This is a genomic window from Lacisediminihabitans profunda (genome assembly GCF_008040105.1).
Taxonomy (GTDB): Bacteria; Actinomycetota; Actinomycetes; order Actinomycetales; family Microbacteriaceae; genus Lacisediminihabitans; species Lacisediminihabitans profunda.
Window position 1 is genome coordinate 1 of record NZ_VRMG01000116.1, and the last position, 467, is coordinate 467.

The window sequence follows — 467 nt, forward strand, 5'->3', positions numbered from 1 at the left end:
CACCCAGAATGCCGGGAGCGAGAAGAACAGGGACGGGAGGCACGTCACGGTGTAGTCGTCGCCGCTGTACTGGCGGATCGCCGTGCTCATGCCGATGGCGACGCCGAAGATGACCGCAAGCAACGTTGCCGCGGTGACGAGCTGGAGGGTGTTCGCCGCTGAACTGCCGACCAGGCTGATGACGGAGTGCCCGTTGACGCTGTCGCCGAGAGTGAACTGACCGAGGAAGACCTTGAGGATGCCGCTCAGCCAGATGAAGAAGCGCAGGGGCGTCGGCACGTTGAGCTGACGCTGGTCGATGCGCGCCGCGCTGAGCGCCGCCTTGTTGGGGGCCGTCGACCCGCGCAGGTCACCGCGCGGGTCTCCCGCGAGGGAGGCGAGGTTGTAGATGAGGAAACTGGCGACGAGGCGCACCAGGATCGAGGCGCCTAGGCGCCGAATAATGAACGAGAGCACAGTTGCTGGTC

At 65.7% G+C, this 467-nt stretch carries 1 protein-coding gene; it reads right to left on the bottom strand.

The window, feature by feature from the left end:
- On the bottom strand, positions 1-414 hold a 414-nt coding region (locus FVP33_RS19245; protein ID WP_484140802.1), incomplete at its 3' end, for an ABC transporter permease family protein.
- Positions 415-467: the final 53 nt, after the last annotated feature.